General features: G+C 35.7%; 13 protein-coding genes. 9 read left to right on the top strand and 4 right to left on the bottom strand.

Annotated elements, in window-relative coordinates:
- The first annotated feature begins 200 nt into the window (after window positions 1-200).
- The gene (locus WH188_RS14955; RefSeq protein WP_232789279.1) at window positions 201-857 is read left to right on the top strand and encodes a tetratricopeptide repeat protein; all 657 of its coding nucleotides are present in this window, start codon (window positions 201-203) and stop codon (window positions 855-857) included.
- An 83-nt stretch (window positions 858-940) separates the two neighbouring features.
- Here the strand turns inward: WH188_RS14955 and WH188_RS14950 are convergent, their stop codons facing one another.
- Together WH188_RS14950 and gpmI are read right to left on the bottom strand one after the other, a co-directional pair.
- Window positions 941-1,501 (bottom strand): hypothetical protein, encoded by a 561-nt coding sequence (locus WH188_RS14950; RefSeq protein ID WP_132768290.1) that lies wholly within the window; start codon window positions 1,499-1,501, stop codon window positions 941-943.
- Between the two features lies 1 nt (window position 1,502).
- Window positions 1,503-3,035 (bottom strand): 2,3-bisphosphoglycerate-independent phosphoglycerate mutase, encoded by a 1,533-nt coding sequence (gene gpmI / locus WH188_RS14945; RefSeq protein ID WP_132768288.1) that lies wholly within the window; start codon window positions 3,033-3,035, stop codon window positions 1,503-1,505.
- Window positions 3,036-3,281: 246 nt separating this feature from the next.
- On the opposite strand from gpmI, the gene WH188_RS14940 reads away from it, so the two are divergent.
- From WH188_RS14940 to WH188_RS14915, 6 genes are all read left to right on the top strand, one after another.
- Window positions 3,282-3,683 (top strand): DUF4783 domain-containing protein, encoded by a 402-nt coding sequence (locus WH188_RS14940; protein ID WP_208698022.1) that lies wholly within the window; start codon window positions 3,282-3,284, stop codon window positions 3,681-3,683.
- A 67-nt stretch (window positions 3,684-3,750) separates the two neighbouring features.
- Entirely contained in the window at window positions 3,751-4,605 is an 855-nt protein-coding gene (nadC, locus tag WH188_RS14935; protein WP_339424266.1) for a carboxylating nicotinate-nucleotide diphosphorylase, read from the top strand.
- A gap of 16 nt (window positions 4,606-4,621) precedes the next feature.
- Window positions 4,622-5,269 (top strand): glycerol-3-phosphate 1-O-acyltransferase PlsY, encoded by a 648-nt coding sequence (plsY, locus tag WH188_RS14930; protein WP_339424265.1) that lies wholly within the window; start codon window positions 4,622-4,624, stop codon window positions 5,267-5,269.
- Window positions 5,270-5,320: 51 nt separating this feature from the next.
- On the top strand, window positions 5,321-6,115 hold the full coding sequence (locus WH188_RS14925; protein WP_132839761.1) for a M48 family metallopeptidase: 795 nt from the start codon (window positions 5,321-5,323) through the stop codon (window positions 6,113-6,115).
- A gap of 135 nt (window positions 6,116-6,250) precedes the next feature.
- Complete coding sequence (locus WH188_RS14920) at window positions 6,251-6,901, top strand: DUF937 domain-containing protein (protein ID WP_339424264.1); 651 nt, start codon at window positions 6,251-6,253, stop codon at window positions 6,899-6,901.
- A 64-nt stretch (window positions 6,902-6,965) separates the two neighbouring features.
- The gene (locus tag WH188_RS14915) at window positions 6,966-7,271 is read left to right on the top strand and encodes a hypothetical protein (RefSeq protein ID WP_021190213.1); all 306 of its coding nucleotides are present in this window, start codon (window positions 6,966-6,968) and stop codon (window positions 7,269-7,271) included.
- A gap of 87 nt (window positions 7,272-7,358) precedes the next feature.
- On the opposite strand, the gene WH188_RS14910 is transcribed toward WH188_RS14915, so the two are convergent.
- Both WH188_RS14910 and WH188_RS14905 read right to left on the bottom strand, forming a co-directional pair.
- The gene (locus WH188_RS14910; protein WP_339424263.1) at window positions 7,359-10,397 is read right to left on the bottom strand and encodes an SMC family ATPase; all 3,039 of its coding nucleotides are present in this window, start codon (window positions 10,395-10,397) and stop codon (window positions 7,359-7,361) included.
- A 5-nt stretch (window positions 10,398-10,402) separates the two neighbouring features.
- Window positions 10,403-11,632 carry a metallophosphoesterase family protein gene (locus WH188_RS14905; RefSeq protein ID WP_339424262.1) on the bottom strand — a complete coding sequence of 410 codons (1,230 nt, stop codon included), beginning with the start codon at window positions 11,630-11,632 and terminating at the stop codon, window positions 10,403-10,405.
- Window positions 11,633-11,797: 165 nt separating this feature from the next.
- Here WH188_RS14905 and WH188_RS14900 point away from each other — a divergent pair, with 165 nt between their 5' ends.
- Together WH188_RS14900 and WH188_RS14895 are read left to right on the top strand one after the other, a co-directional pair.
- Window positions 11,798-12,478: a carboxylesterase family protein gene (locus WH188_RS14900; RefSeq protein ID WP_132839767.1), complete on the top strand. Its 681-nt coding sequence runs from the start codon at window positions 11,798-11,800 to the stop codon at window positions 12,476-12,478.
- A gap of 323 nt (window positions 12,479-12,801) precedes the next feature.
- On the top strand, window positions 12,802-16,053 hold the full coding sequence (locus WH188_RS14895; RefSeq protein WP_339424261.1) for a TonB-dependent receptor: 3,252 nt from the start codon (window positions 12,802-12,804) through the stop codon (window positions 16,051-16,053).
- Window positions 16,054-16,274: the final 221 nt, after the last annotated feature.

Genomic DNA, 16,274 nt, shown 5'->3' with positions numbered 1-16,274 from the left:
TTTAAGAAAAAAAGACAGTCTGACATGTGAATTTTGTCACATTATTCAATTTATTATTGTGTAAATAGGCATAATAATTGTAATATTGAATACGCATTTAGCGTTGTATGTTGAAGTCAAGTAAAACGAAATTTCAACAACACAAACTAAGCGGTTGAATATGAATTAAATACTTTAAATTGAAACGTAATTAAATAAATATGACTCTTAAATCGATTAAATTAGGCTTATTTACTGGTGCATTTGCCTTGATGTCACTTTCATCTTTTGCACAGACAGCAAAACAAGAAGAGCATTCGAATCCAAATGTTCGTTTAGGTCAAAAAGCACTATTGGATGGTGACTTCAAAAAAGCAGCAATTTACTTAGAAAAGTCTTTGCCAGTGGAAAGTAAAGATCCAGATGTATTATATATGTTAGGTTACTCTCAATTTCAGAATGGCGAATTTAAAAAGGCAGCAGAGTCTTTCGGAAAAGTAGTTGCTTTGGACAGTAAAAATGCAAACGGTTACTATTTTAAAGGAAAAGCAAATAATAATTTAGCGACTCAAACATCTACAAAATTGAGCAGTTCTGCTCGTGAAGCATTATTAAAATCTGCTATCGAAGATTATTCTAAAGCGATTGCATTAAATGCAAGTGATGTGAAGCTTTATCAAAATAGAGCGCTAGCTTTCCGTGACTATGGTATTTTAGTTGGAACTTCCGGAGTTGCGAATTACAATAAAGCAGTTGCAACTGATGCTTATAACAACGCAGTAAAAGATTTTGAAAAAGTTTTAACTTTTGATGCTTCTCGTAAAGACATTCAAACAGAAATCAAAAAAGCTAAAATTTACAGAGATAACTTGAAGTAATCTTTCAAAAACAAAAAAACACCATATCGAGATATGGTGTTTTTTTTTGTAATTACTTGAGATGTAGGAGAGGTTTCTAAATTTTAGTGATTAAGAAACTTTCCTATAATTTTATAATGACTTTTTCCCAATATCAGAATATCCTGATTTTTTTCAATTTGATAAATAGAGTCAACATCATACGTAAGTTTTTCTTCACTTGAATATAAGCTATTGTCTACTTTTCTTTCAATGACAACCTGTCTAATCTTACCTTTTAAATCATGCTCCACAGCGAGATACTGAATCGCTAATCCGGGATCTTTGGCCTGATAAATTGTTTGACAATCTTCTTCTCTAAAATTATACAAACTGGCATCAGCATTTTTTGTAATATCAGCAGCTATAAATCCACTGAGTTCATTTTGCCAGTTTGGGATCTTCAAAGATTTCACTTCCTCATCCGAGTCTTTAATGACCGTTTTTTCAACCGTTGGATTCAATTTTGTTAACTTTTCAATTTCAGAATTAAAAAATGAATCCAGAGAAAGAGTTGATCCTTTTACTTGCTTTTGCACCGTTTTGTCGTTTTGACAGGACGATAGTAGGAGCGCACCTCCTATAATTAATAAAGAGAGTGCGTTACCTATACGTTTATTTTTCATATTAGTCTTGAATCAATACCTCGCCATCCATTTCGGCAGGGATCTCAACTTTTAGTAATTTCAATACAGTAGGCGCTATATCACCCAATTTACCATCCTTAATGCTTTTATAATCCTTATCGATCAAAATACATGGAACAAGGTTTGTTGTATGAGCAGTGTTAACTGATCCATCAGCATTGACCATAAATTCGGAATTACCATGATCTGCAATGATGATAAATGAATATCCGTATTGTAAACCCTTTTCAACAACTTGTTTAGTACAATTGTCTACTGTTTCAACCGCTTTTACTACCGCGTCAAATACACCCGTATGTCCGACCATATCTGGGTTTGCAAAATTCAGACAGATAAAATCTGGTTGCGCTTCTTCAATATCTTTTATAATAGCATCAGTAATGCCTTGAGCAGACATTTCTGGCTGTAAATCGTAAGTCGCAACTTTAGGAGAGGGTACCAACAAACGGTGTTCTCCATCAAACTCCTGTTCACGTCCTCCAGAAAAGAAAAATGTGACATGTGGATATTTTTCAGTTTCTGCGATACGTACCTGTGTTTTATGATGAGCCGCTAAAACTTCACCTAAAGTATTATTTAAATTGTCTTTATGGAAGATGACTTTAACATTTTTAAATGTCTCGTCATATGACGTCATCGTAATATAATAAAGATCCAATGGTTTTAGGTCGTACTCTGGAAACGCCTTTTGCGTTAAAGCAATAGTAATCTCACGTCCTCGGTCTGTTCGGAAATTAAAACAGATTACGACATCTCCATCTTGAATTGTGGCAACAGGTTGATTTGCAGCATTAGTCAAAACAAGCGGTTGTACAAATTCATCTGTAATGTTTTGATTATATGATTCTTGTATAGCGTGTTGTAAATCTTTAGTTTCAGTCCCACTACCGTGTACCATCAAATCATACGCAAGTTTTACACGCTCCCAGCGATTGTCGCGGTCCATTGCATAATAACGACCGATTGCTGACGCAAGAGTACCGACAGACTGAGGTAGGAAATCTTGCAATTCTTTCACATAGTTTAATCCAGAATTTGGATCTGTATCGCGTCCGTCAAGAAAAGCATGTATAAATACCTGATCTGAAGTTAAACCAGCATGTTTTGCAGCATCACATAGACCACGTAAATGACTTGTATGTGCATGAACGCCACCATCGGACAATAAACCGATAAAATGAACCTTCTTATTATTTGCTAAAGCATATTTGAAGGAGTCTTGAATAGTGATGTCCGTATTAAAAATACCATCACGAACAGCTTTATGAATGCGACCTAATTCTTGATAAACCACACGTCCTGCGCCCAAATTCATATGTCCAACTTCAGAGTTACCCATTTGACCTTCAGGTAGACCAACAGCTTCACCAGAAGCTACTAGTTTTGAATTGGGGTAGTTCGCCTTCAAATAATCCAAGTAAGGAGTATTTGCCGCAAATGCTGCGTCAGATTGATCTTCTTTTCCGTATCCTAATCCGTCTAGGATTAATAGTGCTACTTTTTTTTCCATAATTATATAAGCAAATATAATTTAAAACAACTGATAATTCAAGATTATGAGGAATGTAATGAAGAATTAAAGTTTGTTTAATGTAAAATTTATATAAATTTGGCATTGTTTATGTGAATCATCTACCAAATCACAAAGCTAGTCTTTAACACAATAACTATTGGGTAAGTTCTTGAACTACACAGAGTTTAATTTCTATAATTAATGAAGAAGATCCTATTTTTTATAAGTCTTTTTATGTGTATAACTATGCGCATATCAGCGAATAATATTGACAAGAACTACTTACCAATGTATGAATCTTCTTTATTTATTTCTGATATTAACGATGCTTTAATGCTGCAATTGAAAGCAGGGAATGCCAAAAATATAGCACGGTATTTTGCGACAAATGTAACGTTATCAATCTTAAGTGAGGATGGCCAATATTCCAAATTTCAGGCTGAAATGTTGTTAGAGTCATTTTTCTCTAAAAACAAACCAGGTGCAGTAAAATTAATACAGAAAATTACAAATAAAACCAATTACAGTTATTACGTATATCAACTTACCAGTAATAAAAATCTGTTTCGAGTTTTTGTGAAGATAAGTTCGGCAAAATCTACACAAACTATAGAAGAATTTAGAGTTGAAAAACAGGCTTCTAAATAATAATTCCAAATTATTTTCTTGAATAAAATTTAAATTTCCATCTTCGCTACATATTTTGTGAGGACTCATGATGGAAAAAAAAGAATATATTAAAAAATTCGTTCAACAGGCAATTCTAGAAGATGTCGGAGATGGTGATCATACAACACTTTCAACGATTCCTAAAGACAAAGCTGGAGAGGCTAAATTAATTGTTAAAGAAGAAGGTATACTTGCTGGGGTAGAGATTGCATTAGAAATTATCAATCAAATAGATCCTACACTTGCTCATGAAGTGCTAATTCATGATGGAGCGAGTGTAAAAATTGGTGATATAGCCTTAATCCTGAAAGGAAAAATCCATAGTATCCTAATTGCCGAACGCTTGATCTTAAACGTGATGCAACGCATGAGCGGGATTGCGACAACCACAAACCGATATGCGAAATTATTAGCCGGAACAAAAACGAAAATATTAGATACGCGCAAAACAACTCCCTTGTTACGTTTGTTAGAGAAAGAAGCGGTAAAGATCGGAGGGGGAACCAATCATCGTTTTGGCTTGTATGACATGATTTTAATTAAAGATAATCATGTTGATTACAGTGGAGGTATCACGAAGGCTTTAACTCGCGCAAATGCCTACAGAGACACCTTAAATAAGCATATTGAGATTGAAATTGAGGTTAGAAATTTTGAGGAGCTAGCTGAAGTTATTACCTTTGGCAAGGTCGACCGCATCATGTTAGACAATTTTAGTCCCTCAGATGTGAAGAAAGCTGTCGATATTATTGCAGAAAGATTTGTCACTGAGGCTTCTGGAGGAATTACAGAAGACACTCTTCAAGCATATGCAGCAGCCGGAGTAGATTTTATCTCGGTTGGAGCATTGACGCATTCTGTAAAAAGTTTGGATTTAAGCTTAAAGGCCAAATTAGTTTAGGATTTAACAATAATTAATGATTTCTATTTATTTAGTAAGTGCAGTAGTACTAGCTTATTTATTTGGTTCAATCCCAACTGCGGTATGGTTTGGACAGGCATTTTATGGCGTTGACGTTAGAGAGTATGGAAGTGGTAATGCCGGTGCAACCAACACCTTTCGCGTTTTGGGACCAAAAGCAGGTGCTGTGGTGATGTTCGTCGATATCTTTAAAGGGTTCACGTCTACAAATCTAGCTTATTTAATAGAAGCGGGGCAAAGTACCAGTAATGTCCAATTTGTTAACTATCAATTGGCACTTGGTGTTATTGCTGTTTTAGGACATCTATTTCCTGTCTTTGCGGGCTTTAGAGGAGGCAAGGGAGTGGCAACACTCTTTGGCATGATCCTCGCAATTCATGCTCCCGCCTCATTACTTTGCGTTACGGTCTTTATTGTAATCTTGTTGACAACGCATTATGTATCATTAAGTTCAATAATGGCAGGTTTTACCTTTCCTTTTAGCATAGCCTTCTTATTTAAAACATCTATTCCTTCAGTTCTATTATATGGCATCGCGATCTGCGCATTGATATTGATTACCCATCAAAAGAATATCGAACGCCTCTTAAAGGGACACGAATCTAAAGTTTATCTTTTCAAGAATAAAAAGAAGAAAATTTAGGCATAGGAATTGCGTTGGGTACAATCTAATGCAGTGTTTAACATTTAAAATATGAAAAAGGTTTTTAAATATACAAGTATGTTCCTGATTGGAGCTACTTTAGCATCCTGCTCGACTGTGCCGATTACTGGACGTAAGCAGTTGAGTTTGGTGAGTGATAGTGAAATTCAGGAACAAGCGGCGTCTTCTTACAAACAATTTTTAAATTCCTCAAAAACAAAAGTAATTACAGGTACAAGTCAGGCAACTTTAGTTAAAAAAGTTGGTAATAAACTGGCGATAGCCGTTAATCAATACCTTACGCAGCAAGGTATAGCAAATCAATTTAATTTCAGTTGGGAGTTTAATTTGGTGCAAAGCGATGAAGTCAATGCATGGTGTATGCCCGGTGGAAAAGTAGCTATATACACAGGGATTCTTCCAGTTACGCAGAATGAAACTGGATTAGCGACAGTAATGGGACATGAAATTGCCCATGCAATAGCACGTCACTCTATGGAGCAGATGTCTCGTCAATATGCTACACAAGCAATTGGTAGTGTTATTGGGGTTGCAACTGCAGGGAGTAGTTATGCCGGGATTATCAATAACGCATACGGTATTGGCGGTCAATTAACGTCATTGAAATACTCGCGTGGGAATGAATCTGAAGCAGATCGTATGGGTTTAGTGATTATGGCAATGGCGGGCTACAATCCTGCTGAAGCTGTTAAATTTTGGGAACGCATGGCAAGTGGCGGGTCTAAAGGGAATCCTGAATTTTTAAGTACTCACCCTAGTGATGCAAGACGTATCAGCGATATTCAAAAATTGCTTCCAGAAGCTTTAAAGTATTATAAAAGATAGTTTCTATATAATTTAGAAAAAAAGAGGTTTAATAACCTCTTTTTTTGTGGCTAATCAGCTCGGGTTAATCCAATTCATTGGCTTAATTATTGTTTTGAATTTCTAAACGCAATTAAAACAGATGAAATTATGGGAATGACAGATTTAATCACAGGTGGCCTTGGTAATCAAATGGCTGCAGGATTGTCCAAAAAGCTGGGAATTGACAGCACCAAAGCAACTTGGATATTAGCAATAGCGGTTCCTTTGATCGCGGGAGCAATTAAATATAATCAAAGTAAGGACGACACCAGTCAGGCTAAAGGTTTTGCCGATGCATTAGACACAAAACATAACGGTGAAATATTGGATCATGTCGATGAGGTAATCGAAAAGGGACCTACAGAAGACGGCAACAAGATCGTGCAGCACATCTTTGGCAGTAAGACTGAATATGTTGCTTCTGGATTAGCGGAGAAAAGTGGATTTAGTTCGGCTCAGGTTACAGGAGTACTGGCTACCCTGGCACCTATTGTTATGGGGTATTTGGGTAAGGAAAAAGCAAATGCAGCGCAAAATGGAACGAGTAATCCTTTAGGTGATCTGCTGGGAGGCTTTTTAGGTGGCAATACGGGTTCTGGAGGAGGATTAGGGAATATAATCGGGAATATATTCGGTGCTGATAAAAATGAACCAACAGCCGCAACTACTTCAGGAGGATTGACAGACAAGATCTCCGACTTTTTTGATAAGAATAAAGATGGTAGTGCCATAGATGATATTGTTGGTATGTTTACCAAAAAATAACCAGATGATAAAAAACACTTTGCTGTTCCAATTGTTATTTTATTAAAGATCAAGATACAAGATTATGGAAGATAGAAATAAATATGACTCAGCTACTGTTGCCCTAGAGAAGTTGAAAGAAGCGGGGTATACAATAGATTATAACATTGAACTGGATTCTTTGATTGCAAATCCATCTAATTATAAGATTGATTATATTTATCGATATGAAGGAGATTCGAATCCGGATGACGAAAACACAGTTTATGGAATCACGGAGAAAAACGGTTCAAATAAAGGTGTTTTTGTCATTGGAAATTTATCCTTTGTGGAAGGTGATATAAGAGATGTTATAATAAACCTCGAAATTGCCCATAAAGAGAGCATTTAATGCTGTAAAATAGAAAGAGAGGTCAACACCTCTCTTTCTATTTATAGAGGATCACAGCGCTTTATAAGTAATGTGTGGTTCTAGCGCTCAAAAGTCATGTAGAATCAGGCTTCCTAAATCTTCATCTTTCACAATTTTAACTGAAACAGGGATGCGCTCCTGTAATTCATCAACATGAGAGATAATTCCTACAATACGATTTTCTTTATGAAGGGCATTTAAAGTTTCAAAAATTAAATTGACAGATTCAGTATCTTGAGTTCCAAATCCTTCATCAATGAAAAAGAAATTCTTTTCATTCTGATTGAGACTACGCGTGCTCTCCGCTAGTGCTAGAGCCAAACATAAAGATGCCTGAAAAAATTGCCCACCCGATAATGTTCTGACAGATCGTGATTTACCACCATTTAAATGATCCATTACTTCAAAATCATTTTCACTATTGATGATTAGTTTCAGATGACCTCGAGTTAGTCTTTCAAAACGATGATTGGCGATATGACATAGGTCCTCTAAGTATTGAGTTGAAATGTAATCAACAAAACCATTTCCCTTAAAGAGATTTGATAAAATACTTAAATTCTTATTCCGAAGTGCCAATTTATCGAAAGCAATTTGCAATTCTACTTTCTCAGCGTATCGCTTTTTTGAAATTAGAATTTGATCTTTGAGAGATTGCAATTGACCTATCAGCATTTCTTTGGCTTCTTTTGCCAATTGCAGATCTTGGCTGATTTTTGTAATCTGGGAAATATCAACAGCTTGCTGATTTATTTTCTGCTCTAATTGTACCAGATTGGCCTTAACAATAGCAAAATGCTCTTCAAATCGTTTGATACGTAATTCTTCTTTTTCAAGATCAAATTGCTGTTTTAATATTTCTTTTACAGCGTCAAGAGACACGAAATCATGCTGTTGCAACAGTTCTTCAATCAGCTTCTGCTGCAATGTTATCTTAGATTGCTTATTCTTTAATTGCGTTTCTAACGTATTGCTTGTTGTAGAAAGTGATGCTATAGAAATATTGAATTGATTAATTTCATTTAGCAACCTATTGTATTCCTGCTCTATATGGTCTATTGATTGAAGTGATTGTGTAATCAATATTTCAATTTCAGATATTTCAAACTGTTCGAATTCCGATAATTTTAATCGTTTAATCAGTTGTTCATGAATACTTGATCGTCCTTCAAGTGTAGATTTAGTAAGAGCAATACTATTCAAACCATTACTGTATTTTTCCTTTTTAATCTTTAGATCATCTAATTCCTTTTGAATTGCTGCTAAAGTCGATTCTGCTAGTGTACAGGCCTGTTCAATGGATTCAGCCTGCAATTTCCATTGATCGAAACTTGTACGATCATTGTGCTGAAAGTTAGTCCACGTGAATTGAGTCAGGTGATGATTAAATTCTATCGTTAGCGTATTCAACTTTTCGACACTTTTATCTATATCCCTTTGCAATGTTATCAGGTTTGCATCTAGTTGGATGAATCGTTGTTGACGCTGTTGAATTTGCAGTATTGTTTCTTGAACATGAGTTTTCTCAGATTTAAATTTAACCAATTGCTCAGAAACATCCTCTGTTTGCATAATATGTGGATGGTGCTCGGAACCACATAAAGGACAGGCTTCTCCAGCTGTCAAAGCATGAGAAAAGTTAGCTAACTGCTGTTTTACCTGAATTTTATTTTCATTCGACTGAATTCTTTCCAGTAAAATAGATGCACTCTTCTCATCTTCAGTAAGTTTCTCTCGCCAGGATGTAGGAGTGAGGCTTTCCTTTTCGAATTGAAGTATGATATCCTGATAATCCTTTCGCTTAATTTTTAAATCTGCTTCTAAATCATGTTGCGTTTTAATATATTGCTCTTGTTTTGAATACCAATCATTTATAGTCATTAATAAACTACTTGCAACACGGCTTGCTTTAAGATTGGTAATTTCTTGCTGTTTTTCCTGAACTAACGTTTGTTTATTTAAAATCTGCTGGTCAACACCTTGCAGCACAATCTGTCCATTAGCTAATCGTTCAGCTTCTTTTTTGATATCAACTTGCAGTTTTAAAATATGAACAATATTTCTCATATCCTCAACAGCAATTCTTTTATTATCGAGTTGATTAAAATCCTGCTCTACTATCTTATATGCACTATTTGCTGTTAACAGTGCTGTATGGACTGCATTTAATTGATGTTTCGTTCGAGCAAAATCTTGTGTTAGCTGGAACTCCTCTGTCTGTAGATCTGCGAGATTATCAAGCGCATGCTTAAAAATACGATCAACTTTTTGAAATAACAGAATCTGTTTCTTTAAATTTTCAATTGTACCTTGTTCGGCACTTAATTGAGCAAAAGCTTGTTTCTGTATAGCTATTTCTTTATGGAACTGTTGAACTTCCAATAATTTTTGATGTTGTTGATCTAATTGTTGATGTGTATTTGTGACTTCTTGGAGCTTCAATTGTTCATTCTCCAATTGTAAAAGCAATTCAGCTATACTTTCCTCTGTGTAATCCTCTAAAGTTTGTACTGCGCCAGAAATATTTTGGAGTTTCAGTTCTGTTTCCTTACTTAGAGAAGCGACTTTATAAAATAGATCATAATGATCTAAATTAAAAAGTTCCTTCATCATGCCCGAGCGTTCAGCTCCTTTAAGCTCAAGAAACTCTTTAAATTGCCCCTGAGGTACAATAACTGTACGGTTGAAGTTTTTGTAAGATATGCCTAATATAGTTTCAGCATCGGTACTTTCAAGTGGTATTTTTTCATCACCTTCAAAAACATAAGCTTTTCGTACAGGTGTTGTAACTTTTTCAAACTGCTTGCTATTTCTTCGCCACGAAGCTTCAAACGCATACTTTTTGTTTTCTTTTCCAATAAAATGAAACTCAATCCGCAACTGATTGGAATTTAAGTTCATCATATTGTAGGCTCTATTGTTGCTGTTTAAGCGGTTTGTGTTTGCAAATAAGGCAAAAGTAATGGCTTCCAGAATCGTTGATTTTCCAGAACCAACTTTTCCAAAAATCCCGAAAAGACCGGCCGCTGTCAAAGCAGTAAAATCTATTTCTTGTTTTGATTGATAGGAATATAACCCTTCTATGGATAGATATAATGGCAACATAATCGTTAATTCTCCTTTTCAGTTTGAGTACCCAGAACTTCGTTAAATAGCGCTATCAATTCCTCCGATGGAGATTGGTCATTATTTCGATATCGGAAGTAATCAGAGAAATTTTCGTTAATACTTTTACTTCTTCTGGATATGGGTTCGTTTTGATAGGTAACACTACTGTTTACTTCAGGAATGATATAGATAATACCCGGGTGGCTATCTTCAATACGTTTCTTTTCACCTTGTGTTAAAGATGTTTCTGAAACAAGTGTTAGTTCAACTAAACAATCTTGATTCACTGTAAGCCAATCAATAGCATCTGTAACAGAATGAAATTTTTTTCGTGTTAATTTTTTTCCAGATTGGATGTTGATCGTTTTATAGACCGCCTCTTTGTGTGGCTCCAGCGTTACAATCACCACTTTTTTATCTTGCCCTGCTTCGGAAAAAGAATAGCAAAGTGGACTACTCGAATAGATAACTGGTGCACGATGTCCACCCACTTCTTGGTAGCGATGCAGGTGACCTAAAGCTGTATATTGAATTTGAGGAGGAATACATTCCGTATAAACAGTATCTGCAAAACCAATACGCAAAGGTTTTTCGCCGTCTGGCTCCTCTAATACAGGACCTCCCTTTTTATTCATGTATAAATGTGAAACCAAAATATTAGCGCCTCGATCATCGCAGTATAAATCGGCCAGCGAACTCCATTTTTTACTTAAAACTTCATTGAGCCCGATCTGTTCATCTTCACCAAGATATTCTTTGAGTCGATGTTCGTTAGCAAAGGCAGTTATAAGGAGACGAATTGGGAAATCATGACCTGGAAGCTTGATTTCAAGAAAACCGATATCTCCTTTAGTAATTTCAAATCCGCCCTCAATCTGATAAGGATTAAATTTCATGTTGGGTTTACCCGCGAAAATAATTCCGCAATCTCTCGCAAGGCTATCAGGAGCATCTACACGATCCGGTGAATCGTGATTTCCGGCAATGGCAATGACAGGTCTGGAACCATTTTTCGTTAAGCGTTTAAGTGTTTTATAAAGGAGTTCAATAGCTTCGACAGGTGGATTGAACGCATCGAACAGATCTCCAGCGACAATAACAAGATCAACTTGTTCTTGATCTGCTATCTGAACAATTTCATCCAGTACTTCTTTTTGTTCATCAAATCTGGAGAAATAATCCAATCGTTTACCCAAATGCCAATCGGCTGTATGTAAAATTTTTAGCGACATGTTTTACTTGTGAAAACTTAAAATTACCTCGAATTTTCTATAAAAAAGAAGTTAATTAATATTAATATCTATTTTGCTGATTCAGAATAAAATGTATTTTTGTTTCTTATGCATACGATAAACAATTCTCATAAACGTAATTTTTGGCTTTTAGGTATTATTTTCATGCTAATCTGTAGCATCTGGAATAATGAAGTATATGCCCAACTAAAGGCGATTAAAGGGGAGACGACCTATCCTTTTTTATTGAATTTACCAGAAGAAGAACAGATCGATAACCTGCCAGGCGATAAACAGCCCGTTTTGATATTTCTCCACGGAAGGAGTCTGTCGGGTACAAATCTTGATCGTGTTAAACGATATGGCGTACTTTATGCGATGAATAAAGGTCAGGAAGTTCCTGGTATCGTAATCGCTCCACAGTCACGAGGCGGATGGGATCCTGATAAAGTTATTGAGATTGTGGATTATGCTATCGAACATTATAACGCCGACCCGGATCGGGTATATATCTGCGGAATGAGTATGGGCGGATACGGCACAATGGATGTAGCAGGTAAATATCCAGATCGTATCGCAGCGGCAGTAGCTATATGTGGAGGTGGAAGTGTTAAGTATGCCGACAACCTAAGTCAGGTACCACTTTGGGTACAACATGGAAATCGTGACCGTGCTGTACCCATGTCAGAATCAAAAAAAATAGTCAATGCAATTAAGAAAGCAGATCCTGAAGCTGATGTAACGTTGACTATAATTCCAGGTGGTACACATGGGAGTGTGGAACGCCTTTTTCATCAAGATGAAATTTACGAATGGCTGTTCAAGCATACGAGGAAGGGATCCTAAACACCTAACTTGTTTTTTTGTTTTATTTAGAGATTAATATTACAAAACAGGTAAACTTTCAAAATTATTTTGCTCTAAAATGATCCATTATGACAATCGATTGCATTGTCTTTTTTGCAATTATTGAATGCATCAATTATAATAATTATAAAAACGAATGTTAATTTTTGTTAAAATTCTCAATTTATCAATTATTACTTATTTAAATAAAAAAGCATCCAATTGAAGACTCTTGTTATGAGTAGGTTAAGTTTTTGTTAAGTGCTTTCAATGTTAAATTCTCTTTATACTTTTGAGGCATATTTATAACAAAAATTTTCTTTATGAAAAGACCTTTACTCTTTTTTGCACTTGTATTAGCAAGTTATGGCACTATTCACGCTCAAGTAACAACAAGTAGCATGACTGGTTTAGTAACACAATCTGGTGGTCAAATTACTTCTGGAGCCACCATTAAAGCAGTCCATGTACCATCAGGAACAGCGTACACTGGATCTTCAAATTCAGCCGGTCGTTTTAATCTTCCTGCAATGCGTGTAGGAGGTCCTTACAAGGTAGAAATTACCTATGTAGGACAACAACCGATCGTTTATAATGATGTTTATATTCAATTGGGACAACCGTACATTATTAACGGTAAATTTGGTTCAGGCGAAACTATGCTTGATGAAGTTGCTGTTACAAGGACTAAAGGATCAAAAAACTTAAAAACTGGTGCCGAAACGTCTATTTCTAGAAAACAGTTAGAAAATTTACCTACTGTTTCACGCTCAATTGAAGATTTTACAAGATTGACACCACAAGCTGATGTAAAAGGACAATCGGTATCCATTGGTGGTATGAATAATAGGTTCAATCAGTTCACTATCGATGGAGCAGTTACGAATGATGTTTTTGGACTTAACTCAAATGGATTAAATGGAGGAGGAAGTGGTACCAATCCGATCTCTTTAGATGCCATTGAGCAGATGTCTGTTCAGGTGGCACCATTTGATGTTCGCTCAAGTGGATTTGCAGGGGGAGGAATTTCAGCGGTTACTAAGTCTGGAACCAATCAATTTCAAGGTTCAGTTTACCATTATTTTAGAAATCAAAGCTTAACAGGGAAAACTCCAAATGCTTTGCTAAAAGATAATGAAAAGGGGACAAGATTAGCTGATTTTTCTGAGAAAACTTATGGAGTACGTCTTGGAGGACCAATAGTTAAAGACAAATTATTCTTCTTTGTGAACTATGAGCATACAAAAAGCAAAACTCCAGAAAATTTTCAAGTTGGTTCAACCGGATCGAATTTACTAGAAGCCGATGCGCAACGTATTTATGATATTGCTCGGAATAAATATGGTTATGATGCAGGTTCTTTTACAGACCTAGTAGATGAAAATAAGTCCAATAAAATAATGACACGTTTGGACTGGAATATTGATGAAAAAAACAAACTTTCATTAAGATACAACTACGTAGACGGTACAGATGTTGGCAATACTCGAACAGCTACATCATTGACATTTGGTAATGGTGCTATATTAAAAGATTTTAAATCTAATGCCCTTACTTTAGAGTTAAGTAGCCGCATCAGTAATTCTTTAGCAAATAGTTTTATTGCAGGTTATTCACGAGTGAGAGATGCGAGAAGTTATAAGAATCCCTTATTTCCGAATGTTCGCATAAATGTCCCTAGACAAATTGATGTAAATGGAAAACCTACAACAGTAACAGGTAATTACTATTTGGGTACAGATCCATTTAGTAATATCAACCAATTGGATCAGGATGTCTACACATTATCTAATAATTTGACTTGGTATAAAGGACTTCACACTTTTACATTTGGTACACATAATGAATTCTACAAGATGTATAATGCTTATACAGGAAATTCGAATGGAGCATTTGTTTTCAGTGATTCTAAAGTAGGAGATGTAAATCCTGCAACAGGAAAACCTTATACAGCAATTGAGAATTTTGAACGTGGCATGGCCAATAGCATGCAATTCAGCTATAGTAATACTGATGATCCTCGCCAGGGTGCCAAATTCAATGCAGTTCAATTGGGATTCTATGTTCAAGATGAATTTCAAATGCAGGATAATTTAAAAATTACTGCAGGTGTACGTGTAGATATTCCAATTTATTTGGATAAACCATTGGAAAATACCGATTTTAACAACTCTATCCTAGCTAAGCAGTACGATGTTCAAACCAACCGCATGCCACGTCCTGCCTTGATGTTTTCTCCTAGAATAGGTTTTAACTGGGATGTGAATAGAGATCGCTCTACCATAGTACGTGGAGGAATGGGAATATTTACCTCTCGCGTTCCATTTGTATGGGCAGCAGGTGCCTTTACGCAAAGTGGAGCATTACTAGGTGGTAATAATCTTGGTAACGGTACCGATGCTAATGTTCCGTTTATTAGCGATGTCAATAAATTGCCTAAATATCAAGGAACTGTTACTCCATCCGGAAATATCACGGTACTGGACCGTAATTTAAAATTACCGCAGATTGCCCGCTTCTCAGGAGGAATAGATCAGGTGTTACCATATGGAATTAAGGGAACATTAGAATTTATATACTCGAAGAATTTAAGTGCATTTAATTTTAGGGATTTAAATTTAGAGAGACCAATTGGAACATTAGAAGGAGCGGATAACCGCCTCGTGTATGATGCCAATAATAATAACCGTCGTGTATTAGATAACTACAGTGAAGTTATCTATGTGAATAATGTCAATAAGGGCTATTCTTGGTCTACTACTGCGTCATTATCGAGAAGTTTCTTGTTCGGCTTAGATGCATCAGTAGCATATACCTATACAGCAGCGAAGGATTTAATTTCCGGAACTTCCTCTCAGAATCAATCAAATTGGTACCGGGTTGCTTCAGTAAATGGTTCAAATAATGTGACTCTTGCACACAATCCATTCAGTACAGGAAGTCGCGTGATAGGCTTTTTATCGTTCTCGAAAGAATATCTAAAACATCTAGGAACATCAGTATCTTTAGTTTATACAGGACAGTCAGGAGCTAGATTTTCTTATTTAGCAGGGGGTAATTTAACAGGTTACGCATCTTCTACAAGTAATCAGTTTAACTTAATGTATATCCCTAAAAATCAATCTGAGATCACGTTTGTTCAAAATGGAGATCAAACTCCACAGCAACAATGGGATGCGTTCAATGGCTTTATTGAATCAAATGATTATTTAAAATCCAGGAGAGGTCAATATGCCGAGAGAAATGCAGCTAGAACACCTTTCTCTCATAAATTTGATTTAAAGATCGTTCAAGACTTATTTACCAATATTGGTAATACAAAAAATAAATTACAGCTATCAGTTGATATCATGAATGTTGGCAACTTATTAAATAATGATTGGGGACAACAGTATACTGGATCTACCAGCTTCTGGGATAATAGCTTTGTACCAATTACATTCGCTGGGTATGAGGGGACCACTAAGAAACCTACGTATAGATTAGCGAACGTTAATGGTAATGTACCTTATTATGTTCAAGATCTTTCTTCTAGATGGTCTGCTCAAGTTGGTATTCGTTATATCTTTAACTAATATAGGATCAAATTCTAAATAGGTTGAACTATCTTTAACCATAAAAATCCTTATCTGTTTACTCAGATGGGGATTTTTTTTAGTATTTATAACAATCTTATTAAAACAGACGATTTCATTCTAGCCGATCTTTTGTTTGCTTTTAAATGTAAATTACAGCCCCTGTTATTATTAAATTAAAGTCTCCTTTTGGTTTTATTAAAGCATTTAAATCAGTAATG

The sequence above is a fragment of the Sphingobacterium sp. MYb388 genome (assembly GCF_037479535.1).
Taxonomy (GTDB): Bacteria; Bacteroidota; Bacteroidia; order Sphingobacteriales; family Sphingobacteriaceae; genus Sphingobacterium; species Sphingobacterium anhuiense.
The sequence above is the reverse complement of the archived record's forward strand: the minus strand, read 5'-3'. Positions and strand labels throughout refer to the sequence as shown.